Annotated in this window: 23 protein-coding genes and 1 tRNA gene; 15 read left to right on the top strand and 9 right to left on the bottom strand. The window is 76.2% G+C overall.

Annotation, left to right across the window (positions count from 1 at the left end; translation table 11 throughout):
• The first annotated feature begins 76 nt into the window (after positions 1 to 76).
• From groES to ACI6QG_RS12740, 8 genes are all read left to right on the top strand, one after another.
• Entirely contained in the window at positions 77 to 391 is a 315-nt protein-coding gene (gene groES, locus ACI6QG_RS12775) for a co-chaperone GroES (RefSeq protein WP_407024953.1), read from the top strand.
• A 40-nt stretch (positions 392 to 431) separates the two neighbouring features.
• Positions 432 to 2,069: a chaperonin GroEL gene (gene groL / locus ACI6QG_RS12770; protein WP_407024952.1), complete on the top strand. Its 1,638-nt coding sequence runs from the start codon at positions 432 to 434 to the stop codon at positions 2,067 to 2,069.
• Between the two features lie 154 nt (positions 2,070 to 2,223).
• Positions 2,224 to 3,186, top strand: coding sequence for a Bug family tripartite tricarboxylate transporter substrate binding protein (locus tag ACI6QG_RS12765; RefSeq protein WP_407024951.1), 963 nt, complete (start codon positions 2,224 to 2,226; stop codon positions 3,184 to 3,186).
• 10 nt (positions 3,187 to 3,196) lie between these two features.
• On the top strand, positions 3,197 to 3,979 hold the full coding sequence (locus ACI6QG_RS12760) for an enoyl-CoA hydratase/isomerase family protein (protein WP_407024950.1): 783 nt from the start codon (positions 3,197 to 3,199) through the stop codon (positions 3,977 to 3,979).
• Complete coding sequence (locus tag ACI6QG_RS12755; RefSeq protein WP_407024949.1) at positions 3,976 to 6,015, top strand: acetate--CoA ligase family protein; 2,040 nt, start codon at positions 3,976 to 3,978, stop codon at positions 6,013 to 6,015. The genes ACI6QG_RS12760 and ACI6QG_RS12755 overlap by 4 nt, the downstream gene beginning before the upstream one ends.
• Positions 6,016 to 6,062: 47 nt before the next feature.
• Positions 6,063 to 9,107 (top strand): double-strand break repair protein AddB, encoded by a 3,045-nt coding sequence (gene addB, locus ACI6QG_RS12750; RefSeq protein ID WP_407024948.1) that lies wholly within the window; start codon positions 6,063 to 6,065, stop codon positions 9,105 to 9,107.
• Between the two features lie 61 nt (positions 9,108 to 9,168).
• Positions 9,169 to 10,212 (top strand): helix-turn-helix transcriptional regulator, encoded by a 1,044-nt coding sequence (locus ACI6QG_RS12745; RefSeq protein WP_407024947.1) that lies wholly within the window; start codon positions 9,169 to 9,171, stop codon positions 10,210 to 10,212.
• Complete coding sequence (locus tag ACI6QG_RS12740) at positions 10,209 to 11,120, top strand: ADP-ribosylglycohydrolase family protein (protein ID WP_407024946.1); 912 nt, start codon at positions 10,209 to 10,211, stop codon at positions 11,118 to 11,120. The genes ACI6QG_RS12745 and ACI6QG_RS12740 overlap by 4 nt, the downstream gene beginning before the upstream one ends.
• Positions 11,121 to 11,133: 13 nt before the next feature.
• Here ACI6QG_RS12740 and ACI6QG_RS12735 read toward each other — a convergent pair whose 3' ends face one another.
• The 7 genes from ACI6QG_RS12735 to ACI6QG_RS12705 form a co-directional block, all read right to left on the bottom strand.
• Positions 11,134 to 11,676, bottom strand: coding sequence for a DUF3035 domain-containing protein (locus ACI6QG_RS12735; protein ID WP_407024945.1), 543 nt, complete (start codon positions 11,674 to 11,676; stop codon positions 11,134 to 11,136).
• Entirely contained in the window at positions 11,673 to 12,173 is a 501-nt protein-coding gene (lspA, locus tag ACI6QG_RS12730; RefSeq protein ID WP_407024944.1) for a signal peptidase II, read from the bottom strand. The genes ACI6QG_RS12735 and lspA overlap by 4 nt, the downstream gene beginning before the upstream one ends.
• Complete coding sequence (gene ileS / locus ACI6QG_RS12725; protein WP_407024943.1) at positions 12,170 to 14,920, bottom strand: isoleucine--tRNA ligase; 2,751 nt, start codon at positions 14,918 to 14,920, stop codon at positions 12,170 to 12,172. Before ileS ends, lspA begins: the two co-directional genes overlap by 4 nt.
• 164 nt (positions 14,921 to 15,084) lie before the next feature.
• Positions 15,085 to 15,159: transfer RNA gene (locus ACI6QG_RS12720), tRNA-Gly, on the bottom strand.
• Positions 15,160 to 15,196: 37 nt separating this feature from the next.
• Positions 15,197 to 15,739, bottom strand: coding sequence for a uracil-DNA glycosylase (locus ACI6QG_RS12715; RefSeq protein ID WP_407024942.1), 543 nt, complete (start codon positions 15,737 to 15,739; stop codon positions 15,197 to 15,199).
• Between the two features lie 59 nt (positions 15,740 to 15,798).
• Complete coding sequence (locus tag ACI6QG_RS12710; protein ID WP_407024941.1) at positions 15,799 to 17,109, bottom strand: tetratricopeptide repeat protein; 1,311 nt, start codon at positions 17,107 to 17,109, stop codon at positions 15,799 to 15,801.
• Positions 17,106 to 18,029 (bottom strand): serine/threonine dehydratase, encoded by a 924-nt coding sequence (locus tag ACI6QG_RS12705; protein ID WP_407024940.1) that lies wholly within the window; start codon positions 18,027 to 18,029, stop codon positions 17,106 to 17,108. The genes ACI6QG_RS12710 and ACI6QG_RS12705 overlap by 4 nt, the downstream gene beginning before the upstream one ends.
• Before the next feature lie 91 nt (positions 18,030 to 18,120).
• Between ACI6QG_RS12705 and ACI6QG_RS12700 the strand changes: the two genes are divergently transcribed.
• From ACI6QG_RS12700 to ACI6QG_RS12670, 7 genes are all read left to right on the top strand, one after another.
• The gene (locus tag ACI6QG_RS12700; protein ID WP_407024939.1) at positions 18,121 to 18,570 is read left to right on the top strand and encodes an HPr kinase/phosphorylase; all 450 of its coding nucleotides are present in this window, start codon (positions 18,121 to 18,123) and stop codon (positions 18,568 to 18,570) included.
• 130 nt (positions 18,571 to 18,700) lie between these two features.
• Positions 18,701 to 19,672 carry an RNase adapter RapZ gene (gene rapZ, locus ACI6QG_RS12695; RefSeq protein ID WP_407024938.1) on the top strand — a complete coding sequence of 324 codons (972 nt, stop codon included), beginning with the start codon at positions 18,701 to 18,703 and terminating at the stop codon, positions 19,670 to 19,672.
• Complete coding sequence (locus ACI6QG_RS12690; RefSeq protein WP_407024937.1) at positions 19,669 to 20,115, top strand: PTS sugar transporter subunit IIA; 447 nt, start codon at positions 19,669 to 19,671, stop codon at positions 20,113 to 20,115. The genes rapZ and ACI6QG_RS12690 overlap by 4 nt, the downstream gene beginning before the upstream one ends.
• 95 nt (positions 20,116 to 20,210) lie before the next feature.
• Positions 20,211 to 20,480 (top strand): HPr family phosphocarrier protein, encoded by a 270-nt coding sequence (locus ACI6QG_RS12685; protein ID WP_407025035.1) that lies wholly within the window; start codon positions 20,211 to 20,213, stop codon positions 20,478 to 20,480.
• Positions 20,470 to 22,272: a phosphoenolpyruvate--protein phosphotransferase gene (ptsP, locus tag ACI6QG_RS12680; protein WP_407024936.1), complete on the top strand. Its 1,803-nt coding sequence runs from the start codon at positions 20,470 to 20,472 to the stop codon at positions 22,270 to 22,272. Before ACI6QG_RS12685 ends, ptsP begins: the two co-directional genes overlap by 11 nt.
• A 20-nt stretch (positions 22,273 to 22,292) precedes the next feature.
• Positions 22,293 to 22,841, top strand: coding sequence for a hypothetical protein (locus ACI6QG_RS12675; protein ID WP_407024935.1), 549 nt, complete (start codon positions 22,293 to 22,295; stop codon positions 22,839 to 22,841).
• Between the two features lie 66 nt (positions 22,842 to 22,907).
• Positions 22,908 to 23,849, top strand: coding sequence for a Bug family tripartite tricarboxylate transporter substrate binding protein (locus tag ACI6QG_RS12670; protein ID WP_407024934.1), 942 nt, complete (start codon positions 22,908 to 22,910; stop codon positions 23,847 to 23,849).
• A 9-nt stretch (positions 23,850 to 23,858) separates the two neighbouring features.
• On the opposite strand, the gene maiA is transcribed toward ACI6QG_RS12670, so the two are convergent.
• Both maiA and ACI6QG_RS12660 read right to left on the bottom strand, forming a co-directional pair.
• Entirely contained in the window at positions 23,859 to 24,500 is a 642-nt protein-coding gene (maiA, locus tag ACI6QG_RS12665; RefSeq protein ID WP_407024933.1) for a maleylacetoacetate isomerase, read from the bottom strand.
• The coding region (locus ACI6QG_RS12660) for an MFS transporter (RefSeq protein WP_407024932.1) at positions 24,500 to 25,115 on the bottom strand (616 nt) is incomplete at its 5' end. The genes ACI6QG_RS12660 and maiA, both read right to left, overlap by 1 nt.

Raw genomic sequence — 25,115 nt, 5'->3', positions numbered from 1 at the left:
CTCCTCGGCGGGGAGTGCCAACACACCCCCGCCGTGGATCCAGCGAGACCCTGAGCCAAGCCAGGAGAGAACCGCCATGAAGTTCCGCCCCTTGCACGACCGCGTCCTCGTCCGCCGCATCACGGCTGAGGAGAAGACCGCGGGCGGCATCATCATCCCCGACACCGCCAAGGAGAAGCCGCAGGAAGGCGAGGTCATCGCCGTCGGCTCCGGCACCGTGAACGACAAGGGCGAGGTCCGCGCGCTCGACGTGAAGGCCGGCGACCGCATCCTGTTCGGCAAGTGGTCGGGCACCGAGGTGAAGGTGGACGGCGAGGAGCTGCTCATCATGAAGGAGAGCGACGTCATGGGCGTCATCGAGGGCTCCTCCGTGACCGCCAAGGCCGCCTGAGCCACCCCCCCTTCCCACACAGATTTCGGAGAGCACACACATGGCTGCCAAGGACGTGAAGTTCGGCGCCACGGCCCGCGACAAGATGCTGCGCGGCGTGGACATCCTGGCCGACGCGGTGAAGGTCACGCTGGGCCCCAAGGGCCGCAACGTCGTGATCGACAAGTCGTTCGGCGCGCCGCGGATCACCAAGGACGGCGTGACCGTCGCCAAGGAGATCGAGCTGGCCGACAAGTTCGAGAACATGGGCGCGCAGATGGTGCGCGAGGTGGCCTCGAAGACCAACGACCTGGCCGGTGACGGCACCACCACCGCGACCGTGCTGGCCCAGGCCATCGTGCGCGAGGGCGCCAAGGCGGTGGCCGCCGGCATGAACCCGATGGACCTCAAGCGCGGCATCGACAAGGCCGTCGCCTCCGTCGTGGCCGAGCTGGAGAGCCAGACCAAGAAGATCACCACCTCCGCCGAGGTCGCGCAGGTCGGCACGCTGTCCGCCAACGGCGAGGCCGAGATCGGCAAGATGATCGCCGAGGCGATGGAGAAGGTCGGCAACGAGGGCGTGATCACGGTCGAAGAGGCGAAGTCCATCCAGACCGAGCTCGACGTCGTCGAGGGCATGCAGTTCGACCGCGGCTACGTCTCCCCGTACTTCATCACCAACGCGGAGAAGATGATCGCGGAGCTGGACCAGCCCTACATCCTCATCTTCGAGAAGAAGCTGTCCCAGCTGCAGCCGATGCTGCCGCTGCTGGAGGCCGTGGTGCAGTCCGGCCGCCCGCTGGTCATCATCGCCGAGGACGTGGAGGGCGAGGCCCTGGCCACGCTGGTGGTCAACAAGCTGCGCGGCGGCCTGAAGATCGCCGCCGTGAAGGCCCCGGGCTTCGGTGACCGCCGCAAGGCCATGCTGGAGGACATCGCCATCCTGACCGGTGGCCAGATGATCTCCGAGGACCTGGGCATCAAGCTCGAGAACGTGACCCTCCAGATGCTGGGCAAGGCCAAGACCATCCGCATCGAGAAGGAGAACACCACGATCGTCGACGGCGCCGGCGAGAAGTCGGAGATCCAGGGCCGCTGCGAGCAGATCAAGGCGCAGATCGAGGAGACCACCTCGGACTACGACCGCGAGAAGCTGCAGGAGCGCCTGGCGAAGCTGGCCGGCGGCGTGGCGGTGATCCGCGTCGGCGGCTCGACCGAGGTCGAGGTGAAGGAGCGCAAGGACCGCGTGGACGACGCGCTGCACGCCACCCGCGCCGCGGTGCAGGAAGGCATCGTGCCCGGCGGCGGCATCGCCCTGCTGCGCGCCTCGCAGAACCTCGCCTCCGTCAAGGGCGAGAACCGCGACGAGGAGGTCGGCATCGAGATCGTCCGCCGCGCCATCCAGGCGCCGGTGAAGCAGATCGCCGCGAACGCCGGCAAGGACGGCGCCGTGGTGGCCGGCGAGGTGCTGCGCAACAGCGAGTACACCTACGGCTACGACGCCCAGAAGGACGAGTACAAGGACCTGGTGGGCGCCGGCATCATCGACCCGACCAAGGTCGTGCGCACGGCCCTGCAGGACGCCGCCTCCGTGGCCGCCCTGCTGATCACCACCGAGGCGATGGTGGCCGAGCGTCCGGAGAAGAAGGCCCCCGCCGGCGGCCCGCCGGGCGGCGGCATGGGCGACATGGACTTCTGATCCCCACGGGTTCAGGAACCAGGGGGCGGCCGGCGACGGCCGCCCCTTTTTCATGTGCGCCCGGCCGGCGGCGGGGGCTGACCGCGCGCCGCCGCGGTGCTATCGCGCCCCCGGCCGGGGCCGCAGACCCCGCGAGCCGGAGGAAACCCCCGCCATGCGCCGCCGCGCCCTCGCCGCCCTGCCCCTGCTCGCCGCGCCGGCCCGGGCGCAGGGCTTCCCGCAGCGCCCGCTGCGCCTCGTCATCCCCTTCACCGCCGGCGGCTCCAACGACGTGGTCGGCCGCATGGTGGCCGAGGCGCTGGCCGCCCGGCTGGGCCAGCCCATCGTGGTGGAGAACCGCGGCGGCGCCGGCGGCCTCATCGGCAACGACCTGGTGGCCAAGGCCCCGCCCGACGGGCACACCCTGCTGCTGGCCGGCTCCGGCTCCTTCCTGCTGTCCTCCCTGGTGCAGGCGCGCCTGCCCTACGACCCGGTGCGCGACTTCGCGCCGGTGGGCTACGTCGGCGCCTCGCCCAACGTCATCACGGTGGGCGCGCGCGTGCCCGCGCGCTCCCTGGCGGAGCTGCAGCGGGTGATGCGCGCCGCGCCGGCGCCGCTGCGCTACGGCACGCCGGGCGCGGGCACCACCGGCCACGCGCTGGGCGCCATGATGGCCGTGGTGCTGGGCGCGGAGCTGGAGCCGGTGCACTACCGCGGCACCGGCCCCGCCCTGTCGGACACGCTGGCCGGGCGGCTGGACATCCTCACCAACGCCGCCGCGCCCCTGCTGCCGCACATCGCCTCGGGCGGGCTGCGGGCGCTGGCGGTGGCCGGGCGCGCGCGCTCCCTGGCGCTGCCCGAGCTGCCCACCAGCGCCGAGGCCGGCTTCCCCGAGCTGGACAGCGCCACCTGGTACGCCCTGCTGGCCACCGCCGGCACGCCCGCGCCCGCCATCGCCGCCCTGCACCGCGCCCTGAACGCCGTGCTGGAGGACGCCGACCTGCGCCGCCGCCTGGTGGAGCAGGGGGTGGACGAGGTCGCGCCCTCGCCCAGCCCGGCGCACCTGGCCGACTTCCTGGCGGAGGAGCGGGTGCGCTGGTCCGCCGTGGTGCAGCGCGCCAACCTGCGCATCGACTGAGGGACCCCCCATGACCAGCGCCATCGAGACCGCCGTCGAGGACGGCATCGCCACCCTGCGCCTGAACCGGCCGGAGGTGCGCAACGCCATGGACGACGCCATGCGCGCCGAGGTGATCGCCACCCTGGAGGGCTGGGCGGCCGACCCCGCGGTGCGCGCCCTGGTGCTGACCGGCGCGGGCGCCGCCTTCTGCGCCGGCGGCGACGTGCGCGGCATGCAGCAGCGCCTCGCCGCCCCGCCGGAGGAGGTGGCGATGAACGGCTGGCGCCGGCAGGGGCGTACCCACCGCTGCGTGGCCCTGCTGCACACCTTCCCCAAGCCCACCGTGGCGGCGGTGAACGGCGCCGCCGCCGGGCTGGGCGCGGACCTGGCCCTGGCCTGCGACTTCATCCTGGCGGGCGAGTCCGCCATGTTCACCATGAGCTTCCTGGCCCGCGGGCTGATTCCCGATGGCGGGGGCATGTACTTCCTGCCGCGCCGCGTCGGGCTGGCCCGCGCCAAGGAGCTGGTGTTCTCCGCCCGCCGCGTGCAGGCCGCCGAGGCGCTGGCCATCGGCCTGGCCGACCGCCTGGCGCCCGATGCCGGGCTGCACGCCGCCGCCACCGCCTGGGCGCGGGAGCTGTCGGCCCATTCCCCCGCCGCGCTGGCGCTGGCCAAGTCGGTGCTCGACCGCTCGCTGGAGATGGGGTTCGAGGAGGTGCTGGCCGAGGGCTCCAAGGCGCAGGCCATCTGCTACACCACCGCCGAGCACCGCGCCGCCGTCGCCGCCTTCCTGGGCAAGCCCAAGGGATGAGCGGCGGGGCGCTGGCCCGGCTGCTCCACCCGCGGTCGGTGGCGGTGGTCGGCGCCTCGGCCGACCGCTCCAAGACCACCGGGCGGCCGGTCGGCTACCTGCTGAAGCACGGCTTCGGCGGCGCCATCTGGCCGGTGAACCCGCGGGTGGCGGAACTCGACGGCCTGCCCTGCTTCCCCGACGTGGCGGCGCTGCCCGGCGCGCCGGACGCCGCCATCGTGCTGCTGGGGGCGGAGCGCGCGGTGGAGGCGGTGCGCGCGCTGGCGGCGCGGGGCTGCGGCGCCGCCATCGTGCTGGCCGGCGGCTTCGCCGAGGAAGGCGCCGGGGGCGCCGCCCGCCAGGCGGCGCTGCGCGCGGCGGCCGGGCCGATGCGCCTGCTGGGGCCCAACACCATCGGGCTGGTCAACCTGCCCGCGGGCATCGTCCTCTCGGCCTCCGGCGCGCTGGAGGCGGAGGGGATGCGCGCGGGCGGCATCTCCCTGGTGTCGCAGTCCGGCGGCATCCTGGGCGCGGCGCTGTCGCGCGGGGCGGCGCGGGGGCTGGGCTTCGCCCACCTGGTCGCCACCGGCAACGAGGCCGACCTGGAGGTGGCCGACTGGCTGGACCACCTGGCGGGGGACGCCGCCACCCGGGTCATCGCCCTCTACCTCGAAGGGGTGCGCGACGCGGCGGCCTTCCGCGCCGCCGCCCGCAAGGCCGCGGCGGCCGGCAAGCCGGTGGTGGCCTTCAAGGTCGGGCGCTCCGCCGCCGGGGCGGCGGCCGCGGCCTCCCACACCGGGGCCATGGCGGGCGAGGACCGGCTGTTCGACGCGCTGTTCCGCCAGCTGGGCATCCGCCGCGCCGAGCGCTTCGGCGAGCTGCTGGACATCGCCCAGGCCCTGGCCGATGGCCGCCCGCTGCGCGGCGACCGGGTGGCGGTGCTCACCTCCACCGGCGGCGCCGGGGCGCTGCTGGCCGATGCCTGCGGGCTGGCCGGGCTGGCGCTGCCGCCGCCGGGCCCGGACGCGGCGGCGCGCATCGCCGGCCTCACCGGCCTGCCGCCCGGCGGCAACCCGGTGGACCTGACCCTGGCCGGGCTGCGGCCGGCGGTGATGGAGGGCGCCATGCGCGCCCTGCTGGACGGCCCGGACCACGACGCGCTGGCGGTGGTGGTGGGCTCCTCGGCGCTGGCGCAGCCGCGGCTGGCGGCGGAGGCCATCGCGGCCAGCCGCCAGGGCACGGACAAGCCGGTGCTGGCCTATGTCTCGCCGCACGCGCCGGCCATCCTGCATGCGCTGAACGCCGGCGGCATCCCGGCGGTGACGGAGCCGGAGGCGGTGGCCAGCGTGCTGCGCGCCCTGCGCCCGCCCCCGCCCCCGGCCCCGCCGCTGCCGCCGCCGCAGCCCTTCGACCTGCCCGCCGGCGCGCTGCACGAGGCCGAGGCCAAGGCGCTGTTCGCCCGCTGGGGCGTGCCCGCGGTGCGCGAGGCGGTGGCCCGCACCCCGGCGGAGGCCGCCGCCCTGGCGGCGGGGATGGGCGAGGCCGTGGTGCTGAAGGCGCTGTCGCGCACCGTGCTGCACAAGACGGAAGCGGGCGGGGTGCGCCTGGGCCTGCGCCCCGGGCAGGTGGCGGCGGAGGGCGCCGCCATGCTGGCCCGCGTGCCCGGCGCGGAGGGGCTGCTGGTGCAGGAGCAGCTGCGCGGCGGGGTGGAGATGATCCTGGGCCTGCGGAACGACCCGCTGCTGGGCCCGGCCCTGCTGCTGGGCACCGGCGGCACCCTGGCGGAGCTGCTGGACGACGTGGCCGTGCGGCTGCTGCCGCTGCCGCCGGGCGAGGCGGCGGCGATGCTGGAGGGGCTGCGCGGCCGCCGCCTGCTGGAAGGCTGGCGCGGCGCCCCGCCCGCCGACGTCCCGGCCCTGCTGGCGGCGGTGGAGGGCTTCGCCCGGCTGGGCGCCGCCCTGGGCGACCGGCTGGTGGAGGCGGAGGTGAACCCGCTCTTCGTGCTGCCGCTGGGGCAGGGGGTGCGGGCGGCGGACGGGGTGGCCATCCTGCGCTGACGCGCGGGGCCCGCCCATTTCGCCGCCAGCTGCGTTAGGATGGGGCCATGCGCCTGTTCGCCATCCCCCTCGGCCTGCCCTTCCTGCCCACGCTGGCGCGCGGGACGCTGGAGCGCCTGGGCGCCGGCGAGGTGCTGGCGCGCACCACCATCCTGCTGCCCACCCGGCGTTCCGCCCGCGCCGCGCAGCACGCCTTCCTGGAAGCCTTCGGCGGCGACGCCATCCTGCTGCCCCGCCTGCGCGCGCTGGCCGGGCTGAGCGTGGAGGACGCCGACGAGCTGGAGCTGCCCGCCCTGCTGCGCCTGCCCCCGGCGGTGGAGGCGCTGCGCCGCCAGGCGGTGCTGGCGCGCTTCATCGCCCGGCTGCCCGGCCGCGCCGGCGGCCCGCGCACCGCCCGCCACGCCTGGGAGCTGGCGGGCGAGCTGGCCAGGCTGCTGGACGAGATCGCGCTGGAGGAGGCCGAGCCCCTGCCGGAGGACCCCGCCCAGCTGAACCAGTCCTGGCTGGAGAAGCTGGACCGGCTGGCGCCGGAGAACCTGGCCACCCACTGGCAGATCACCACCGCCTTCCTGAAGGGGGTGGTGCGCGAATGGCAGGGCTGGCTGGACGCCGAGGGGCTGCTGGACATCGGCGTGCGCCGCGTCATGGCGCTGCGCGCCCAGCGCCGCGAGTGGGAGGAAGCGAGGCCGGAGGACCCGGTGATCGCCGCCGGCATCGGGCTGGGCGGCACCATCCCCGCGGCGGCGGACCTGCTGCGGACGGTGGCCGCCACCCTGCCCAACGGCTTCGTGGTGCTGCCGGGCGAGGACGCGCCGACGGCGCGGGTGGAGGACGCGGTGCTGCAGGAGGCCTGCACCCACCCCTTCAGCGGCCAGCGCCGCATGCTGCACCGCATGGGCGCGCGCATGGCCGACGCCCAGCCCTGGACCGCCGAGCACGCGGCGCGCGAGGCCCGGGCCGCCCTGCTGGGCACCGCCCTGCTGCCCGCCCCCGCCATCCATGGCTCCCCGGGCGCCTGGGCCAACCGCAACCCGCGCCGCTGGCGCCCCGCCCTGGAAGGGCTGGACCGCATCGAGGCCCCGGACGCCCAGGCCGAGGCCGCGTCCATCGCGCTGGCGCTGCGCGGCGCGCTGGAGGCGCGCGGCGCCCGCGCCGCCCTGGTGACGCCCGACCGCGACCTGGCGGCCCGCGTGGCGTCCGAGCTGCCTCGCCACGGCATCCTGGCCGAGGACAGCGCGGGCCAGCGCCTGTCCCACACGCCCAACGGCAACTTCCTGCGCCTGCTGGCCCACCTGGCGGCCGGCGAATGCGGCCCGGTTTCCCTGCTGTCGGTGATGAAGCACCCGCTGACGGCCGCCGGGCAGGACCGCGGCGAATGGCTGCGCAAGGTGCGGCGGCTGGAGCTGGCCATCCTGCGCGGCCCGGCGCCGGGCCCGGGCTTCAAGGGCCTGCGCGAGGGCATCGCCGCCGCCTTCCGCGGCCCGCGCGCCGACCCGGAGGCCGAGGCCCAGCTGCTGGGGCTGGTGGAGGACCTGGCGACGGCCATCGGCCCCTTCCACTCCCTGCCGCGCACCGCCCCGCTCCGCCCCGCGCTGGACCTGTTCGACGAGCACCTGGCCGCCGCCGAGCGCCTGGCCGCCACCCCCACCCAGCCCGGCGGGCTGCGCCTCTACGCCCAGGCGGAAGGCGAGGCGCTGGCCCGCCACCTGGCCCTGCTGCGCCCCGCCATGGCGGAGATGCCGCCCGTGCAGCCCGCCGAATGGCCGGCGCTGTTCGAATCCGCCCTGGGCCTGGGCACCACCCGCTGCGACCGCGTCTCGCGCGGGAGGCGGGAGGCGCGGCACCCGCACGTGGAGATCCTGGGGCTGATCGAGGCGCGGCTGCTGGACTTCGACACGGTGGTGCTGGGCGCACTGGACGAGACGGTGTGGCCCCAGGCGGCCGACCCCGGCCCCTGGATGTCGCGCCCCATGCGCCAGCAATTCGGCCTGCCCTCGCCGGAGCTGCGCATCGGCCGGGTAGCGGCGGACTTCCTCGCCACCGCCTGCGCCGGGCGGCAGGTCACGCTGTCGCGCGCCGCGCGGCGCGGCGGCGCGCCCACCGTGCCGGCGCGCTGGCTGACGCGGCTGTCCACCTTCCTGCGCGGCCAGCACCGGGAGCTGGCGCTGCCCGCCAGCCCGGCGCCGGGCTGGGCGGCGCAGCTGGACGCGCCGCCCGCCGTGCGCCCCTGCCCGCGCCCCGTCGCCACCCCGCCGCCGCGCGCCCGGCCGCACCGCATGACGGTGACGGACGTGCGCACCCTGCTGGCCGACCCCTACGCCTTCTACGCCCAGCGCATCCTCCGGCTGCGGCCGCTGCGCCCGCTGGAGCAGGAGCCGGGCGCGGCGGACTACGGCACGCTGGTGCACGACGTCATCCAGCGCTTCCTGGCCCGCCTGCCCCGCCGCTGGCCGGGCGAGGAGGCGGCGCGCGCCGCCTGGGAGGAGGCGGAGGAGGAGGCGGTGGCCGAGGCGCGGCTGCGCCCGGCCATCGTGGCGCTGTGGCGGCCCCGCCTGGGGCGCATCGGCGCCTTCGTGCGCGGGCAGGAGGCGGTGCTGCGCCCCGAGCTGCTGAGCGCGCATGCCGAGCTGCGGGCGCGCATCTCCCTGCGCCGGCCGGCCGGCACGGTGGCGCTGGAAGGCCGCGCCGACCGGCTGGACGTGCGGCGCGACGGCGCCATCCGCATCGTGGACTACAAGACCGGCCCGGCCCCGGCGCGGCGGTCGGTGGAGCAGGGCACCGACCCGCAGCTGCCGCTGGAGGCCCTGCTGGCCGAGGAGGGCGGGTTTCCCGGCATCGCCCCCGCCCCGGTGCGCGCCCTGGAATACTGGCGGCTGACCGGCGCGCTGGGCGTGGGCGAGGTGAAGCCGCTGAAGCTGGACCTGGCGGAGGTGGTGGCACAGGCGCGGCGCGCGGTGGAATCCCTGGCCGACCGCTTCCTGCTGGGCGGCGCGCCGTTTCCGTCGCATCCGCATCCCGGGCGTGCCGCCCGGGGCGACTATGCACATCTGGCGCGCATAGATGAATGGTCCGTTCACGCAACGGATGGCTGATGGGCTCGACTAAGGAACTAATTCTGGTAATGTCACGCGGGGTGCGTGCGACGGAGGGGCAATGTCCAACCGGCACGAGAAGTTGGTGCGGGCGCTGCAACTCGTGCAGCGCCTCTCCGGCAGCCGAGTTGGGCTGACCGTCGGCGAGCTGGCAGCGGAGATGGAGGTCTCCCGCCGCACGGTGGAACGCATGCTCAAGGCGGTGGGCCAGGCCTGCGACGGGCTGGACCACGTGCCCGGCGAGGGCAACGAGAAGCGCTGGCGCATGCGCGCCTCCTTCCTGTCGCAGACGCTGCAGCTCACCGCCGCCGAGATGACCGAACTCGACCTCGCCGCCCGCCGGCTGGAAAAGGAAGGCGCCGCCGAGCGCGCCGAGGCGCTGCGCGGCGCCGGGCGCAAGATCCGCGCCCTGGCCGACCCCCGCGCCCTGCGCCGGGCGGAGGTGGACGCGGCCTCCCTGCTGGCGGCCGAGGGTCTGGCCGTGCGCCCGGGCCCGCGCATGCGCGTGGCCGAGGGGCTGCTGGCCCGCCTGCGCGAGGCGGTGTTGGCCCGCCGCCTGCTGCGCCTGCGCTACCGCGCCCGGGATGGCGGCGAGGCCGAGCGGCTGGTGGAGCCCTGCGGCCTGCTCTACGGCCAGCGCCCCTACCTGCTGGCCGCCGTGCCCGGCAAGCCGGACGCCGCGGTGTGGCGGCTGGACCGCATCCTGGGCGCCGACATCACCGACACCCCCTTCACCCCGCGCTTCGACGTCGCCGGGCTGACCGCCGACAGCTTCGGCGTGTGGCGCGAGCCGCCGATGGCCGTGACCCTGCGCTTCGCCCCCGGCGCGGCGGAGGAGGCGGCGCACTGGGTGTTCCACCCCTCGCAGACCCTGGCGCCGCAGCCGGACGGCACCCTGCTGGTGCGCTTCCGCGCCGGCGGGCTGGACGAGATGGCCTATCACCTGGCGAGCTGGGGCGCAGCGGTGGAGGTGCTGGCGCCCGACGCGCTGCGCGCCCGCCTGCGCCAACTGGGCCAGGACCTGCTGCGCCGGCACGGGACCGGGACTGACGCACCCATGCCCCAGGATGGGGCTTCCAACCAACTGGAGGCCGCCACCGGATGAACGAGACAGCAGCGGCGCGCGACCGTGCCCTGGGGTGCTTCCTGGGCCTGGCGGTCGGCGATGCCCTGGGCACCACGGTGGAGTTCCGCCAGCGCGGCACCTTCGCCCCGGTGACCGACATGGTGGGCGGCGGGCCGTTCCGCCTGCAGCCCGGCCAATGGACGGACGACACCTCTCTGGCCCTGTGCCTGGCGGAATCCCTGCTGCACGACCCCGCCCTGGACCCGGCGGACTTCATGACGCGCTGCCTGCGCTGGTACCGCCACGGCGAGAACAGCTCCACCGGCACCTGCTTCGACATCGGCGCCGCCACCCGCGCCGCCCTGGCGCGCTTCGAGGCGACGGGCGACCCGATGGCCGGCGACCCCTCGCCCAACGCCGCGGGCAACGGCTCCGTCATGCGGCTGGCGCCGGTGGCGGTGCGCCACTGGCGCACGCCCCGGCTGGCCGAGGCGGTGGCGGAGCGGCAATCCGCCTGCACCCACGCCACCCCGGTGGCGGTGTCCGGCTGCGCCCTGCTGTCGGAGGTGCTGTGCGGGCTGCTGGCCGGGCGCGGCGCCGCGGCGCTGACGCCGCGCGGGGCCAAGGGCTGGCCGCCGCGCATCCGGGCCATCGCCGGCGGCAAGTGGCGCGGGCTGCCGGTGGGGGCCATCTCCTCCTCCGGCTACGTGGTGCACACGCTGGAGGCGGCGATGTGGGCGGTGGACGGCGCGAAGGATTTCCGCGAGGCCGTGCTGCGCGCCGTCAACCTGGGCGACGACGCCGACACGGTGGGCGCGGTGGCCGGGATGGTGGCGGGCGCCCAGTGGGGCCTGTCCGGCATCCCGCCCGAATGGCGAGAGCGCCTGCACGACGCCGCCCGCCTGCAAGGCCTGGCGGAAGCGCTGTGGGAGGCGGGGGCCGGCTGAGCCCCCGCCGCGCTCACCAGAAGCGCAGGCCGGAGAAGATGCCCCGCCGCACCGGCTGGATCACCGGCGTCTCGCCCTCCACCGCCTCGCGGCCCAGGGCGGCGTTCTCGCGCAGGCGCTGGGCCTCGCGCGCCGGGTCCACCGGGATGCCGGGCGCCGGCTGCTCGCGCCAGAACAGCACGCGGTCCACCACGTTGCGGTCGGTGCGCTCCAGCCGCAGCGATTCCTCGTCCACCCGGTTGCGGATGTCCGGGCTCGCGCCGCGCCCGGCGGAGCCGAGCAGCGCGCGCTCGCCGGTGCCGGGCGCGCGGGCGCCGGAAGCGCCGGGCGCCAGGATGGCCTGCGCCTGCTGGGAGGCCGTCATCTCCTGCGGGCGGGTGGCGCCGGGGCGCGGCCGCGGCAGCTCGCCCAGCGCGGGCGGCATGGAGAGCGGGGCGCGCGTGGTCACCTGGAACTCGTCCGGCGCGTCGCGCGTCAGCCCCAGCGTGCGCGAGGTGTCCGGGCCGCAGGCGGCCAGCAGCAGCACCGGGGCGGCGAGGAGGAAAGGCGGCTTCATGCGGCTTCCTTGCGCTTTCCTTCGGGCCGAATCAAGGCGTCCGCCACCAGCGCCAGCACGCCGAGCACGATGGCCGCGTCCGCCACGTTGAACACGTACCAGGACCAGCCCCAGGCATGCAGGTGCAGGAAATCCACCACCGCGCCGAAGCGGAAGCGGTCGATCACGTTGCCCACCGCCCCGCCGATCACCGCGCCCAGCGCCAGCGCCACCAGCCGCGTCTCGGCCTTCCACAGCCAGCGCAGCAGGAAGGCGGCCACCGCCAGCGCGATCAGCGCCAGCACGAGGTGGTTCCAGGCGCCCTCGCCGCTGAACAGGCCGAAGGTGACGCCGCGGTTCCACACCATGGTCAGGTCGAAGCCGGCCGGGCCGGCCTGCAGGACGGGGATGTGGCGCACCTCCGGCAGGCGCACCACCTCGAGGATCCACCACTTGGACAGCTGGTCGGCCACCAGCAGCAGGGCGGCGAACAGCAGGGCCTGATGGCGCAGCCTCATGGCGCCACCACCGCCTCGCAGCGCCGGCAGAGGCCGTGCGCGGGCGAGACCTCGGGCAGCACCTTCCAGCAGCGCTCGCACTTGGCGCCGGCCGCCGGGGCGAAGCGCGCCGCCGGGGCCTCGCCCTCCTCCAGCACGAAGCCGGAGGTGATGGCGACGTCCGCCCAGCCATCGGCGTCCAGCAGGGCGCGGTCCTCGGCCGGCAGCGCCAGCACCGGCGCGGCGCCCAGCGAGGAACGGACCTCGCCCGCCGCGCGCGCCGCCTCGATGACGCCCGTCACCTCGCGCCGCAGCTCGCGGATGCGCGCCCACTTGGTCGCCAGCGCCTCGTCGCGCCACTCGGCGGGGATGGCCGGGAACAGCTCCAGGTGCACGCTCGGCGCGTCCTCGCCGAAGCGGGCGCGCCAGGCCTCGTCGGCGGTGAAGCACAGCACCGGGGCCAGCCAGGCGCACAGGCAGCGGTGCAGCTGGTCCAGCACGGTGCGCACGGCGCGGCGGCGCGGGCTGGCCGGCGCGTCGCAGTAGAGCGCGTCCTTGCGGATGTCGAACCAGAAGGCCGACAGGTCGGTGGCGCAGAAATGGTGGATCTCCGGCACCACGCCGGACCAGTCATGGCTGGCCACCGCGCCGCGCACCCGCGCGTCCAGCTCGCCCAGCCGGTGCAGCACCCAGCGCTCCAGCCCGGGCATCTGCGCGGGCTCCACGCGCTCGGCCTCGGAGAAGCCGTCCAGCCCGCCCAGGATCCAGCGCAGCGAGTTGCGCAGGCGGCGGTACAGCTCGGCCTGCTGCTCCAGGATGGTCTTGCCGATCCGCAGGTCCTCGTCCGTGTCGCTGTTCATCACCCACAGGCGCAGGATGTCGGCGCCGTACTTCTCCATCACCTCCTGCGGGGCGGTGACGTTGCCCAGCGACTTGCTCATCTTGCGCCCGGCCTCGTCCAGCACGAAGCCGTGCGTCAGCACCGCCTTGAACGGCGCGCGCCCGCGCGTGCCCACCGCCTCCAGCAAGGAGGACTGGAACCAGCCGCGATGCTGGTCGGAGCCTTCCAGGTAGAGGTCCGCCGGCCAGGGCAGGCCGCGCGCCTCCAGCACGAAGGCGTGGGTCGAGCCGCTCTCGAACCACACGTCCACGATGTCCATCACCTGCTCGTAGCCGGCGGGGTCGCGCCCTTCGCCCAGGAAGCGCGCGGCGGCACCGGGGCGGTACCAGGCATCGGCGCCTTCCTCGCGGAAGGCGTCCACGATGCGCGCCATCACCGCCGGGTCGCGCAGCACCTCGCCGGTCGCCTTCTCCACGAACACCGCGATGGGCACGCCCCAGGCGCGTTGGCGGGAGATGCACCAGTCCGGGCGCGTGCCCACCATGCCGTTGATGCGGTTGCGCCCCGCCTCGGGGATGAAGCGCGTCTCGGCGATGGCCTGCAGCGCCTTGGCGCGGATGCCGTGCTCGCCATCCATGGCGATGAACCATTGCGGCGTGGCCCGGAAGATCACCGGCTTCTTGGAGCGCCAGGAATGCGGGTAGGAGTGCGACAGCTGGCCCTTGGCGAGCAGCGTGCCGGCGTCCTCGCACAGCGCCCACACGCGCTCATGCGCCTTGAACACGTGCAGCCCGGCGAAGCCCGCCATCTTGGCGGCGTAGGTGCCGTCATCCTCCAGGCTCTCGATGGCGGGGATGTCGTGCGCCTTGCACAGCGCGAAGTCGTCCTCGCCGTGGTCGGGCGCCATGTGGACGATGCCGGTGCCGGCATCCTCCGTCACGAAGTCGCCGGCCAGGACCGGGCGCGGCGTGTCGTACAGGGCGCCGCCCTCCACCCGCCCGGCGAAGGGGTGCGCGACCTGCAGCCCCACCAGTTCCGCGCCCTTCAGCACGCGCACGACGTGGTGCGTGCCCAGGCCGGCGTCGCGCACCACCTCGGGCAGCAGCTTCAGCGCCACCACCAGCGGCGCGGCGCCTTCCGGCTGCACCAGGGCGTAGTCCAGCTCCGGGTTCACCGCCAGCGCGCGGTTGGCCGGGATGGTCCAGGGCGTGGTGGTCCAGATGACCAGCGAGGCGCCTCCCAGCGCGCCGTCCAGCACGCGGAAGCGCGCCCACAGCGTCGGGCTGACGTGGTCGTGGTACTCGACCTCCGCCTCGGCCAGCGCGGTCTTCTCCACCGGGCTCCACATCACCGGGCGCAGGCCGCGGTACAGGGCGCCGTTCAGCAGGAAGCGGCCGATCTCCTCCGCGATGACCGCCTCGGAGGGGAAGTCCATGGTGGCGTAGCGGTGGGCGAAGTCGCCCTCCACGCCCAGGCGGCGGAACTCCTCCGCCTGGAAGTCCAGCCAGGTCTGGGCGTAGGCGCGGCACTCGGCGCGGAACTCCAGCACCGGCACTTCATCCTTGTTCTTGCGGCGCGCGCGGTACTCCTCCTCCACCTTCCACTCGATGGGCAGGCCGTGGCAGTCCCAGCCGGGGATGTAGTGGGCGTCGAAGCCCGCCATCTGCGCCGCGCGGTTGATGACGTCCTTCAAGATCTTGTTCAGCGCGTGTCCGATGTGCAGCGGGCCGTTGGCGTAGGGCGGGCCGTCATGCAGCACGAAGGGCGGGCGGCCCGTCGCCGCCGCGCGCAGCTTGGCGCCCAGCCCTTCCGCCTCCCACCGCGCCAGCCAGCCGGGCTCGCGCTTCGCCAGGTCGGCGCGCAGGGGGAAGGGGGTCTTGGGCAGGAAGACGGTGGGGCGGTAGTCGCGGGCAGGCAGGTCGTTCATGGCGGGGGCATCCCGGAAGCCGCGGCGGGCGCGGCGCGTGGCAGGGCGTGCGGTGGGGTTCCCGGCCCTCAGGCGAGGACCGGGCCGGGAATTCGGTGCGGAAGGCCCGTGCGCATGCGGCCAGGATATGCGGAAGCCCGGGCCGGGCGGTCAAGCGGGGGGGATGGAGCGGGCGATGGGAATCGAACCCACGACATTCAGCTTGGGAAGCTGACGTTCTACCTCTGAACTACGCCCGCTCGGCGCGGCAAGGCATAGCCCGTCGCACCCCCCGGCTCAAGCCCCGTGCAGCAGGGCCGCCGCCTCGGCCAGGGCTTCGCGGATGCGCGCGGGCACGGCGGGGCTGGTGCAGCAGATGGTGGGGCTGGGGTGGGGCATGCGCAGCACCGGCAGGCCGGGGCGGGCGGCGGCCAGCACGGGCTCGGCCAGCCCGGCCACCCGCCCGGCCAGCACCGCCACCCGCAGCCGCGGCAGCGCCTCCAGCAGCGCGGGCAGGAAGCCCAGCCCGGCGCGGATCTCCGCCGCGCGCGGGGCGCGGTTGCGGGCGCCGGGCGCGTGGATCAGCCAGGGCACGGCGTTCCACAGCACCATGTCGGCGCGGGCGATGCCGCTGCCGGCCAGGAAGCGGCGCAGGTTGGCGCCGGTGGGCGTCGGCTTGTCGCGGCTGACGCGGTCGGCCGGGCCGGTGCGCGGGCCGGGGGTTTCCAGCAGCAGCAGCATCCGCGCCGCCGCGCCGCCGTCCAGCGGGTCGAAGCCGGGCACGAAGGCGCCGGTGGCGGCGGCGATGCGCGCGCGCAGGGCGTCCAGCGCGGGGTCCATGCCGGCGCCAACGCCCGGCGGCCCGGCGGCGCTGCCCGGGGGCGTTGCCCGGGGGCGCGTCAGCCCGCCGCGCGTTGCAGCAGCGCGGCGGCGGCGCGGTCGAACACCCCCTCCCACTCCAGCGGGCCGGGCGGCATGCGGAACAGCCGCAGGGAGGGGTACCAGGGCGTGTCCTCCCGCCCCTCGCCCCACAGCCAGTGCGGCGCGCGGCCCAGCAGCACCCAGACCGGCCGGTTCATCGCGCCCGCCAGGTGGGCCACCGCGCTGTCCGTCATGATCACCAGGTCCAGCAGGGACAGCGCGGCGGCGGTGTCGGCGAAGTCGCGCAGCAGGGGGGCCAGGTCGGTCACCGCGCCGCGCAGCGGGTGCGCCGCCAGCTCGGCCTCCGGCGGCCCCTTCTGGAGGGAGAACAGCCGCACCCCCGGCCAGCGGAAGGCGTCCAGGAAGCGGTCCAGCGGCGCCGCGCGCCAGTGGTTGGAGCCGAAGGTGACGGAGCCCGACCAGATGATGCCCACCCGCAGCCCCGGCCCGGCGACCGCTTCGCGCAGGCGCTCCACCCGCGCCGGTTCCGGCGGCAGGGGCGGCAGGGGCGGCACCTCCGGCGCGAAGGCCAGCGGCAGCGAGCAGACGTGCAGGTGCCATTCCGCCGGCACCGCCGCGCCGGGCGGCACCACCTCGTCCACCAGGGGGGCGACCAGCGGCGCCAGCTCGGGCCGGCATTCCATCACCACGCGGCCGCCGCGGGCGCGCAGCGCGGGCAGGTAGCGCAGGATCCACACGGTGTCGCCGAAGCCCTGCTCCGTCAGCAGCAGCAGGGTCTGTTCCGGGAAGGGGCGGCCGTCCCAGCGCGCGCCGGGGCGCGGGCGGTCGGCCACCATGCCCTGGGCGATGCGGCATTCGTAGTCGCGGAAGCCGCCGGCCCAGTCGCCATGCGCCAGCCGGGCGCGGGCCAGGTTCCACAGCGCCTGCGGGTGGCCGGCGGCGTGCGCGGCCTCGTAGGCGGGGATGGCCTCGGCCTGGCGGCCGGCGCGGGTCAGGCTGGTGGCCAGGTTGTACAGGATGGTGGCGTCGCCGGGCTGCAGCCGCAGCGCCCGGCGCTGGGCGGCCAGGGCGGCGGCGTCGCGGCCCTGGGCGGTCAGCGCGTTGCCCAGGTTGCTCCAGACCGCGGCGCGGCCCGGCGCCAGGGCCAGCGCGGTGCGGTAGCGCTGCCCGGCCTCCGCCCAGCGGCCGGCGCGGGCCAGCACCACGCCCAGGGCGTTGTGGGCCTCGGGGTCGCGCGGGGCGGCCTGCACGGCGGCGGCGGCGCGGGCGGTGGCCTCCGGCAGGCGGCCTTCGGCCAGCAGGGATTCCAGCGTGGCCTGCAGGCTCATGCCAGGCCGGCGGGGTCGGTGTTGGCGCCGCACAGCAGCACGCCGGGCCGCGCCCCGGGCGGCGGCGCCCAGCGGCCGGACAGCAGGGCGGCCAGGGCGGCGGCGCCCCCCGGCTCGCTGGCCAGCCGCGCCTCCTCCCACAGGCGGCGGCGGGCGGCGGCGATGGCGGCGTCGGGCACCAGCACGGACACCAGGCGCCCGGCGGCGTGCAGCGCGGCGGCGCGGGCGAAGCCCAGCGCCCCCACCTGCCGCGCGCCCAGGCTGTCGGCGGCCAGCCCGCCCACCGGGGCCGGCACCGGGCGGCCGGCCTGCAGGGCCATGGCCAGGCAGGGGCAGCCCTCGGGCTCCACCGCCACCAGCGTGGCGGCGCCCGCGGCGTGCCAGGTGGCGAAGCCGCCCAGCAGCCCGCCGCCGCCCACCGCCACCAGCAGGTGCGACAGGCCGGGCTGCTGGCGCTCCCACTCCAGGGCGCAGGTGGCCTGGCCTTCCAGCACCTCCTGCTGGTCGTAGGCGTGCACCACCAGGGCGCCGGTGGCGGCGGCGCGGGCCTCGCTGGCCTGGCGGGCCTCGTCATAGGTGGCGCCGCCCACGGTCAGCGCGGCGCCGAAGCGGCGGATGAGCGCCTGCTTGGCGGGCGAGGAGATGGCGGGCACGAAGATCTCCGCCGCCACCCCCAGCGCCTGCGCCGCCGCCGCCACCGCCGCCCCGTGGTTGCCGCCGGAGGCCGCGATGACCCCCGCCGCCCCCACCCCGGCGCGGCGCATGCGGTGGAAGGCGCCGCGCGCCTTGAAGGAGCCGGACAGCTGCAGCAGCTCCAGCTTCGCGGCGGCGATGCCGGGCAGCAGCATGGCCGGCGTCTCGCGGATGTCGGGGGCGATGAGGCGGTGGGCGGCCTGCACGGCGTCGCGCGGATGGGTCATGCCGCCACGTGCAACCCCTGGTCCCTTTCCGTCCAGTCCCGATGCTGCCATGTTTCGCCATCTTTCGGCCACCTGGGGCGCCGCGGAGACCATGAACATCCACGCCAGCGCCGCCGCCCGCAACGGCGGCGCAGTCCTGTTGCTCGGGCCACCGGGCGTCGGCAAGTCCGACCTGCTGCTGCGGCTGCTGGACCGCGGCTGGTCGCTGGTGGGCGACGACCGGCTGGTGCTGTTCACCGCACCGGGCGGGCGGCTGCGCGCCGCCCCGGCGCCGGAGCTGCAGGGCATGATGGAGGTGCGCGGCCTGGGCTTGGTCACCGGGTTGTCCTGGGCGCCGGCCCCGGTGCGCCTGGCGGTGGAGCTGGCGCCGGCCGCCACCCTGGCCCGCCTGCCGGCGCCCGCGGAATGGACCGCGCTGGGCGTGGCGGTGCCGCTGGTGGGGCTGGACCCCGCCGCCCCCTCGGCCCCGGCGCGGCTGGAGATGGCGCTGGCGGTGCTGGCCGGCCGGCGCGGCATGAAGGCCGGGGCCTTCGCCGCATGACGGCGGCGGGTCACGTTGCCGCCCCCGGAGGCCGGGCGCGGCCCGCGGCCGCCTCGCCTGCACCGGGCAGGGGCGACGGACCGGGCAAGGGCGACGGGATGCCGGCCATGCGCGGGCGGCGGGCGGCGCCATGACGCCGCGCCCCTTCGTGCTGGTCACCGGCCTGTCGGGCGCCGGGCGCGCCTCCATCCTGCGCGTGCTGGAGGATCTGGGCTTCGAGACGGTGGACAACCCGCCGCTGGCCATCCTGGACGACCTGCTGGATGACGGGCTGGGCCCGCTGGCCGCCGGCATGGACACCCGCACCCGCGGCTTCGACCCCGCCGCCCTGCTGGACACCCTGCGCCGGCTGCGCGCGCGGCCCGACCTCCAGGTTTCGCTGATCTTCGCCACGGCGGAGGAGGCGGTGCTGCTGCGCCGCTACACCGAGACGCGGCGCCGCCACCCCCTGGCGCCGGGCGGCCCGCTGGGCACCCGCGTGCAGGACGGCATCGCGCGGGAGGCGGCGCTGCTGGCCCCGCTGCGCGACGCGGCGGACTGGGTGGTGGACACCTCCGTGCTGCCCATCTTCCGCCTGCGCCAGATGATCGAGGCGCGCTACCGCCCCGAGGGCCCGCCCGGCCTGTCCATCCTGTGCCAGAGCTTCGGCTTCCCCCGCGGCCTGCCGCGCGAGGCCGACCTGGTGTTCGACCTGCGCTTCCTGCAGAACCCGCACTACGAGGCCGCGCTGCGCCCGCTGACCGGGCTGGACCCCGCGGTGGGCGCCTTCGTCGCCGCCGACCCCGACTTCACCGGATTCTGGGAGCGCCTGACCGGCTTCCTGGAACCCCTGCTTCCGCGCTACGTTGCCGAGGGCAAGAAGTACCTGACCATCGCGCTGGGCTGCACCGGGGGCAAGCACCGCTCCGTCTTCGCCGCCGAGCGACTGGCCGATCACCTCCGCCGGCAGGGCTGGCGCGCGGAATCCGCGCATCGCGAACTGGACGCGATGGGCCATATCCCGGCGCCCGCCTCCCTGGCGGAACCCCCCGCACCCCCCATCCCGGGCCAGGAGGCCCGCGAACCACCCGCCATGAACACCCCCCAAGACCACCGCGCATGATCGGCCTCGTCCTGGTCACGCATGGGCGCCTCGCGCTGGAGCTGCGCCACGCCATGGAACACGTCGTCGGCCCGCAGGAGGCGGTGGCCACCGTCTGCATCGGCCCGGAGGACGACATGGAGGGCCGGCGCGCCGACATCCGCGGCCGCATCGCCGAGGTGGACCGCGGGGACGGCGTGGTCATCCTCACGGACATCCTGGGCGGCACGCCCTCCAACCTCGCGCTGTCGCTCGCCGACCACCGGCGGGTGGAGGTGATCGCCGGCGTCAACCTGCCGCTGCTGGTGAAGCTGGCCAAGATCCGCGGCACCGAGCCGCTGCTGGAGGCGGTGGACGCCGCCGCCCGCGCCGGGCGCAAGTACATCGCCGCCGCGGGCGACCTGATCGGCGGCGCCACCGCCACCCAGATGCCTGACAAGAAGCCCGCAGGGAACGCCGCATGAACGAATGGCCCGGCGAGGCGGAGGACCACAACCCGCACCGCGCCACCCTGCCGCCCGACCCCGCCGCCGCCCCCGCCCCGTGCGGCGAGGGCGGGATGGTGCTGCGGCGCGCCCTGCGCATCGTCAACCAGCGCGGGCTGCACGCGCGCGCGGCGGCGAAGCTGGTGGCGCTGGCGGAACGCTTCTCGGCGTGCCTCAATGTGTCCAAGGGCGGTGCCTCGGTGCCCGCCTGCTCCATCATGGGGCTGATGATGCTGGGCGCGGGCAAGGGAAGCGAGATCGTGATCGAGGCCGAGGGCTGGGACGCCAAGGAAGCCCTGGACGCCGTTTCCGCCCTGGTGGAAGCCGGCTTCGGTGAGGAGTGAGGCGCCGAAGGCCAGGAAGGCCAGGGGCGAGGCGGAGCGCCGCTTCCCCGGCATCGCCGTCTCGCCCGGCATCGCCACCGCGCCCGTCTACGACCTGACCGAAGCCCCGGGCGAGGCGCCGCGCCGCGCCATCGCGCCCGAGGCGGCGGAGGCCGAGCGCGCCCGGCTGGCCGAGGCCGCGGCCTATTCCCGCAAGCAGGTCGGCAAGCTCAAGACCCGGCTGTCCGTGCTGCCGGAGGAAGCGCAGGAGGAGCTGGCGCCGCTGCTGGACGCCTACATCCTCATGCTCGGCAACTCGCGCCTGCTGCGCAACGCCCGCCGCCGCATCGGCGAGGAGAACCTGTCGGCCGAGACCGCGGTGCAGGACGAGGCCGAGGCCATCGCCGCCGTCATCATGGCCACCAAGGGCGACGACAAGTCCGGCCTGCAGCGCCGCGCCTACGAGGTGCGCGAGATCGCCAAGCGGCTGGTGCGCAACCTCACCGCCACGCCCTTCCGCTCGCTGAAGGAGGTGCCCCAGGGCGCCATCCTCATCACCGACGAGCTGACGCCCGCCGACGCCGCCCTGCTGGAGCCAGGGCGCATCGCCGGCGTGGCGACGGAGGAGGGCGGCGCCGACGGGCACACCGCCATCATGCTGCGCGCCCTGGGCATCCCCGCCGTGCTGGGCTGCCACGGGCTGACGGAGGCGGCGCGGCGCGGCGACCCGGCGGTGCTGGACGGCGGGGCGGGCTTCATCGCCCTGCATCCGGGGGCCGAGACGCTGGCCGCCGCCAAGGCCGGGCTGTCCGCCCAGGCCAAGGAGAAGACGCGGCTGGACAAGCTGCGCCCCCTGCCGGCCGAGACCACCGACGGCCAGCGGGTGGAGTTGCAGGCCAACCTGGAGATCCCGGCCGAGCTGCCGCTGATCCACGGCGCCGGCGCCGAGGGCATCGGTCTGCTGCGCACCGAGTTCCTGTTCATGAACCGCGAGGACCTGCCCGACGAGGAGGCGCAGGTCAGCGCCTACCGCGACGTGGTGGAATCCATGGCCGGGCGCTGCGTCACCATCCGCGTGCTCGACTGGGGCGGCGAGAAGGACATGGAGGCGCTGGCCCAGGGCGTGCCGGTGGCCACCGGGCCCAACCCGGCGCTGGGGCTGCGCGGCATCCGCCTGCTGCTGCGCCGGCCCGAGCTGCTGGAGGAGCAGTTCGCCGCCATCCTGCGCGTCGCGGCCCTGGGCGAGGTGCGGGTGCTGCTGCCCATGGTGACGGTGCCCGAGGAGGTGGCCCAGGCGCGCGACATCTTCGAGCGCGTGGCCAAGCGCCTGAAGCGCCGCGGCGTGGAGCTGCCGGAGAAGCTGCCCCCCCTGGGCGCGATGATCGAGACGCCGGGCGCGGCGCTGGCCGCCGACGCCATCGCGCTGGAGGCCGACTTCTTCGCCATCGGCACCAACGACCTGGCCATGTACACCCTGGCGGTGGACCGCGCCGAGGCCGACGTGGCCCACCTGTACGACCCCCTGCACCCGGCCGTGCTGCGCCTGATGCAGTTCGCCACGGAGGCCGCGCTGCGCCTGCGCATGCCGGTGAGCGTGTGCGGCGAGATGGCGGGCAACCCCAAGCTGGTGCCCCTGCTGCTGGGGCTGGGGCTGCGGGCGCTGAGCATGAACGCCTCCGCCATCCCGCGCGTGAAGCAGATGGTGCGCGCGCTGGACATCGACGACTGCGCCCGCTTCGCCCGCCGGGTGATGGAGCAGGGCGACCCCAAGCGCATCGCCGCGCTGGTGGAGGAGTTCGCGGCGCAGCGCTGACGCCGCCGCGCCCGCCCGCCATGGCCCGCCCCGCGCCGCCCCGGCCCGCCCCCGCGCGGACGGACAACAGCACCGCCACCCGCCCGCGCAGCCCGCTGCGCGGCGACACCTACGCTGCCTTCGAGGCGCTGCCCGAGGCGGTGCGCCGCGCCCTGCACGAATCCCTGGTGGACTGGTGCCCGCTGCGCGCCCGCGCCTGGCTGGAGGAGCTGGTGGGGCCGGAAGGGCTGCGCCCGGCCCAGGCGGCGCGCTTCCTGGTGGAAGCCATCCGCGGCATGGACGAGGCCGAGGTGAGGGCCTTCGCCGGGCGCTGGGCCGGCGGCGCGGCGGCCTATCCCCACCTGGCCGCCGGGGCGACGCTGCAACGCTATGCCGGGGCGGCGGGGATGCCGGCGGCGCGGCCGGTGGCGCTGCCGCCGCGCCCCAAGCCCCCGTCGAAGGCCCCTTCGAAGGGCTCGTCGAAGGCCCCTTCGAAGACGCAGCCGAAGCCGCACCCGAAGCCGCGCCCCAAGGCCAGGCCGGCCCGGGCGCCGCTGCGCGGCAAGCGCGCCCTGCGCCGCCGGCGCTGACCCGCCGCGGCCGGGGGTGGCCGCGCGCCCCCTGCCCGCGCATCATGCCGGGCGGAGGAACCCGCCATGACCCTGACCCGACGCGCCGCGCTGGCCCTGCCGGCCGCCCCCGCCCTGGCGCAGGGCCAGCCGCCGGTCCGCCTCATCGTCGGCTTCCCGCCGGGCGGCGGCATCGACCTGCTCTCGCGCGTGATGGGCGAGGCGCTGGCGGCGCGGCTGGGCCGCACCGTGGTGGTGGAGAACCGCACCGGCGCCGGCGGCAACATCGCCGCCGATGCCGTGGCCAAGGCGCCGCCGGACGGCAACACGCTGGGCGCCATCCCGGCCGGGCCGCTGGTGATCAACCGCCACCTCTACCGCGCCATGCCCTTCGACCCGCTGGCGGACTTCACCCCCATCAGCCGCTTCGCCGCCATCCCGGTGGTGTTCCTGGCCTCGCCGCGCGCCGGCATCGCCGACGTGGCAGGGCTGCGGGAGGCGCTGCGGCGCGGGCCGCTGCCCTGCGGCACGCCGGGCGCCGGCACCACCCAGCACCTGGCCACCGCGCTGCTGATGGGCGCGCTGGGCACCGAATGCACCCTGGTGCACTACCGCGGCACCGGCCCCGCCCTGCCCGACCTGCTGAATGGCACCGTGGCGCTGTACGCCGACACCGTGGTCACCGGCCTGCCGCCGGCGCGCGACGGCCGGGCGCGCGCGCTGGCCGTCGCCTCGCCGCAACGCCTGTCCTTCGCCCCCGACATCCCCACCGTGGCCGAGACGGTGCCCGGCTTCGCCGCCGAGACCTGGCTGGCGCTGCTGGCCCCGCGCGGCCTGCCCGAGCCGCAGGCCGCCGCGCTGGAGGCGCACATGCAGGCCATCGCGCGCGACCCCGCCATCGTGGCGCGCCTGCGCGAGCTGGGCGCGGAGGCGGTGGGCTCCACCCGCGCCGAACTGGCGCAGGCCATCCGGGAACAGGATGCGATGTGGGGCCCGGTGGTGCGCGCCACCGGGGCGACGGCGGATTAGCGGCGCCCGTCAGGCCGCGTCCGGCTGCCGCGCCGGATGCGCCGCCGCGAAGGCGGGCAGCGCCGCCGCGCGGTCGGCGATGGCGGTCAGCAGCGGATAGGGGGAAAGGTCCACCTCCCACCGCCGGGCGTTGAAGATGGCGGGCACCAGGCAGATGTCGGCCTGGGTCACCATCCCGCCCCAGCAGAACTCGCCGTGCCGGCCCTGCGCGTGCAGCGTCGCCTCGAAGGCGCGCAGCCCCTCGGCGGTCCAGTGGCGCACCCAGCCGGCGGCGTCGGCCTCGCTCCAGCCATGGGCGCCGCGCAGGTGCTTCAGCACGCGCAGGTTGGTCAGCGGGTGGATCTCGCTCGCCACCAGCTGGGCCAGGGCGCGCACCATGGCGCGCTCGCGCGCATCGGCGGGCAGCAGCGGCGGCTCGGGGTGCGTCTCCTCCAGCCAGTCCAGCAGCGCCATGGACTGCACCAGGGCGGGCTGGCCCTCCTCCACCAGCGCCGGCAGGCCGCCCTGCGGGTTCACCGCCAGGAAGGCGGCGTCGCGGTGCTCGCCCTTGGGCAGCGAGACGGGAACGCCCTCCCACGCCACGCCCTTCCAGTTCAGCGCGATGCGCAGCCGGTAGGCGGTGGAGGAGCGGAAATAGGTGTAGAGGCGCATCACCCGGAGCGTAGCCGCGCCGCCAGCGGCAGCGCCAGCGCGCACAGCAGCGACATGGCCCAGAAGGCGCCGCCGCCCAGCCAGGCGTACAGCGCGCCCGCCGCCAGCATCAGCGCGGCGCTGCCGGCGCCCACCGCGGCGCTGTGCAGCGTCTGCGCGCGGCCGGCCATCTCCGCCGGCAGGGCGCGCAGGGCGCGCATCGCCGCCAGGTGCATGGCGCCGAAGGTCAGCCCGTGCAGGGCGGTGACCGGCACCAGCGCCCAGAACTCGGCCGTCAGCGCGCACAGCGACCAGCGCAGCACCCCGGCCCCGGCGGCCAGCAGCGCCAGGCCGCGCGCGCCCAGCCGCGCCGCCAGCGCGCCGCCGCGCCAGAACAGCCACACCTCGGCCAGCACCCCCAGCCCCCACAGCAGCCCGACCTGCGCGGCCGACAGCCCGGCGGCCGTCCAGTGCAGCGTGGAATAGCCGTAGTAGACGACGTGCGAGCCCTGCACCGCGGCGGACAGCGCCAGCAGCCCCGCCACCCCCGGCCGCCGCAGCGGCGCCCACAGCGAACCGCCGCCGGCGGCCCGCGCCGCGCCGCCGGCGGGGGCGGCGGGCAGGGCGCGCGCGGCG

This window comes from Sabulicella flocculans (assembly GCF_045449635.1).
Classification (GTDB): Bacteria; Pseudomonadota; Alphaproteobacteria; order Acetobacterales; family Acetobacteraceae; genus Roseococcus.
This window is presented reverse-complemented; position numbering and strand designations above follow the sequence as displayed.

Bases quoted from the DNA above. Each gene is read 5' to 3' on its own strand.
- groES (WP_407024953.1), top strand. From the start codon at position 77: ATGAAGTTCCGCCCCTTGCACGACCGCGTCCTCGTCCGCCGCATCACG.
- groL (WP_407024952.1), top strand. From the start codon at position 432: ATGGCTGCCAAGGACGTGAAGTTCGGCGCCACGGCCCGCGACAAGATG.
- ACI6QG_RS12765 (WP_407024951.1), top strand. From the start codon at position 2,224: ATGCGCCGCCGCGCCCTCGCCGCCCTGCCCCTGCTCGCCGCGCCGGCC.
- ACI6QG_RS12760 (WP_407024950.1), top strand. From the start codon at position 3,197: ATGACCAGCGCCATCGAGACCGCCGTCGAGGACGGCATCGCCACCCTG.
- ACI6QG_RS12755 (WP_407024949.1), top strand. From the start codon at position 3,976: ATGAGCGGCGGGGCGCTGGCCCGGCTGCTCCACCCGCGGTCGGTGGCG.
- addB (WP_407024948.1), top strand. From the start codon at position 6,063: ATGCGCCTGTTCGCCATCCCCCTCGGCCTGCCCTTCCTGCCCACGCTG.
- ACI6QG_RS12745 (WP_407024947.1), top strand. From the start codon at position 9,169: ATGTCCAACCGGCACGAGAAGTTGGTGCGGGCGCTGCAACTCGTGCAG.
- ACI6QG_RS12740 (WP_407024946.1), top strand. From the start codon at position 10,209: ATGAACGAGACAGCAGCGGCGCGCGACCGTGCCCTGGGGTGCTTCCTG.
- ACI6QG_RS12735 (WP_407024945.1), bottom strand. From the start codon at position 11,676: ATGAAGCCGCCTTTCCTCCTCGCCGCCCCGGTGCTGCTGCTGGCCGCC.
- lspA (WP_407024944.1), bottom strand. From the start codon at position 12,173: ATGAGGCTGCGCCATCAGGCCCTGCTGTTCGCCGCCCTGCTGCTGGTG.
- ileS (WP_407024943.1), bottom strand. From the start codon at position 14,920: ATGAACGACCTGCCTGCCCGCGACTACCGCCCCACCGTCTTCCTGCCC.
- ACI6QG_RS12715 (WP_407024942.1), bottom strand. From the start codon at position 15,739: ATGGACCCCGCGCTGGACGCCCTGCGCGCGCGCATCGCCGCCGCCACC.
- ACI6QG_RS12710 (WP_407024941.1), bottom strand. From the start codon at position 17,109: ATGAGCCTGCAGGCCACGCTGGAATCCCTGCTGGCCGAAGGCCGCCTG.
- ACI6QG_RS12705 (WP_407024940.1), bottom strand. From the start codon at position 18,029: ATGACCCATCCGCGCGACGCCGTGCAGGCCGCCCACCGCCTCATCGCC.
- ACI6QG_RS12700 (WP_407024939.1), top strand. From the start codon at position 18,121: ATGAACATCCACGCCAGCGCCGCCGCCCGCAACGGCGGCGCAGTCCTG.
- rapZ (WP_407024938.1), top strand. From the start codon at position 18,701: ATGACGCCGCGCCCCTTCGTGCTGGTCACCGGCCTGTCGGGCGCCGGG.
- ACI6QG_RS12690 (WP_407024937.1), top strand. From the start codon at position 19,669: ATGATCGGCCTCGTCCTGGTCACGCATGGGCGCCTCGCGCTGGAGCTG.
- ACI6QG_RS12685 (WP_407025035.1), top strand. From the start codon at position 20,211: ATGGTGCTGCGGCGCGCCCTGCGCATCGTCAACCAGCGCGGGCTGCAC.
- ACI6QG_RS12675 (WP_407024935.1), top strand. From the start codon at position 22,293: ATGGCCCGCCCCGCGCCGCCCCGGCCCGCCCCCGCGCGGACGGACAAC.
- ACI6QG_RS12670 (WP_407024934.1), top strand. From the start codon at position 22,908: ATGACCCTGACCCGACGCGCCGCGCTGGCCCTGCCGGCCGCCCCCGCC.
- maiA (WP_407024933.1), bottom strand. From the start codon at position 24,500: ATGCGCCTCTACACCTATTTCCGCTCCTCCACCGCCTACCGGCTGCGC.